We start from the raw sequence: 1,666 nt of genomic DNA, 5'->3' as shown, positions 1-1,666 counted from the left end.
CCGCTCGAAGGTCTTATTCCGCTAGGTGGTTCTCCGTATCTGCCCTTTATTGATCATCTGTTACGTCTTATCCTCCCTCGCCCGCGTCAACGTCGGCTTCGCGAAGCTGCAGATGTCCGACGACCTGGGCCTGAGCGAGGCGGCGTACGGTCTCGGCGCCGGTCTGTTCTTCATCGGCTACTTCCTCTTCGAGGTCCCGTCGAACCTGATGCTGCAACGCATCGGGGCCCGCACCTGGATCGCCCGGATCATGATCACCTGGGGTCTGGTCTCGGCTGCGTTCTCGCTGGTCACCAACGAGACGATGTTCTACGTGCTCCGCTTCCTGCTCGGCGCCGCGGAGGCCGGCTTCTACCCGGGTGTGATCCTCTACTGCACCTACTGGTTCCCGTCGCACCGCAGGGCCCGCGTGATCGCGATGTTCATGTCGGCGATCCCCGTGGCCGGCATCTTCGGCAACCCGCTCTCCGGCTGGATCATGGACACCTTCGACGGGCGGAACGGCTGGGACGGCTGGCAGTGGATGTTCCTCCTCGAGGCGATCCCCGCGCTCCTCATCGGTGTCGCCACGATGTTCTACCTCGACAACAACGTGCGCAGCGCCAAGTGGCTCTCCGACGAGGAGAAGGACATCGTCGAGGCGGCGATCGCCAAGGACACCGCGCACCAGAAGCACGGCCGGGTCTGGGACGGCTTCCGCGACCCCAAGGTGTGGCTGATGTGCCTCATCTACTTCTGCTTCGTGATGGGCCAGTACGCCCTGACGTTCTGGATGCCCACCTTCGTCAAGTCGACCGGCATCGAGGACAACCTCACCATCGGCGTGCTCAGCGCCGTGCCGTTCCTGGCCGCGCTGATCGCGATGAACCTGTTCGGACGCTCCGCGGACAAGCGCCGCGAGCGCCGCTGGCACCTGGTGATACCCAGCCTCATGGGCGCCGTCGGCTTCTCCCTGGCCGCAGGCTGGAGCGGATCGACCGTGCTGTCCCTGGTCGCCCTGTCCTTCGCCGCGGCCGGCGTGCTGACCTGCGCCCCGCTGTTCTGGTCGCTGCCCACCGCGTTCCTCGGCGGCACCGCGGCCGCGGCCGGCCTCGCCCTGATCAACTCGGTGGGCAACCTGGCCGGCTTCGTCAGCCCGTACATGATCGGCGGGCTCAAGGACGCCACAGGGTCGACCTCCATCCCGATGTACGTCCTGGCCCTCAGCCTGGTCATCGGCGCCGCCGCGGTGCTCACCACCAAGAAGGACGTCGTCAACCGATGACCGGTGCCGATCCCGGGTCCGGTCCCGGGTCCGGTCCCGGCCCCCAGCACAGGAGCAAGCATGCCTAGGTTCGCCGCGAACCTGTCCATGATGTACACCGAGCACGACTTCCTCGACCGCTTCGCCGCGGCGTCGGCGGACGGCTTCGACGCCGTCGAGTACCTCTTCCCGTACGACCACGAGCCCACCGAACTGCGCCGGCGGCTCGACGACCACGGCCTGCGCCAGGTGCTGTTCAACGCGCCTCCCGGCGACTGGGAGTCCGGGGAGCGTGGCATGGGGGGGGGGCCCCCCCCCCGGCGGGGGGGGCGCGGGCGCCCCCGCGCCGCGCCCCCCCGGGGGGGGGGGGGGGAGTGGGGGGGGGGGGGGGGGAGCCCCCGGCGCGCCCCCCCCCCCCCCCCC

At 69.1% G+C, this 1,666-nt stretch carries 1 protein-coding gene and 1 pseudogene; both read left to right on the top strand.

What is annotated here, in order from left to right; translation table 11 throughout:
* The first annotated feature begins 25 nt into the window (after positions 1-25).
* On the top strand, positions 26-1,264 hold the full coding sequence (locus ACFWY6_RS45345; RefSeq protein WP_384703761.1) for an MFS transporter: 1,239 nt from the start codon (positions 26-28) through the stop codon (positions 1,262-1,264).
* 60 nt (positions 1,265-1,324) lie between these two features.
* A pseudogene (locus ACFWY6_RS45340) lies at positions 1,325-1,666 on the top strand (hypothetical protein); the annotation flags it as partial.

This window comes from Streptomyces sp. NPDC059037 (assembly GCF_042740015.1).
In the GTDB taxonomy this organism is placed as follows: domain Bacteria; phylum Actinomycetota; class Actinomycetes; order Streptomycetales; family Streptomycetaceae; genus Streptomyces.
Note: the sequence above shows the minus strand (reverse complement) of the source record. Positions and strands in the feature narration are given on the sequence as shown.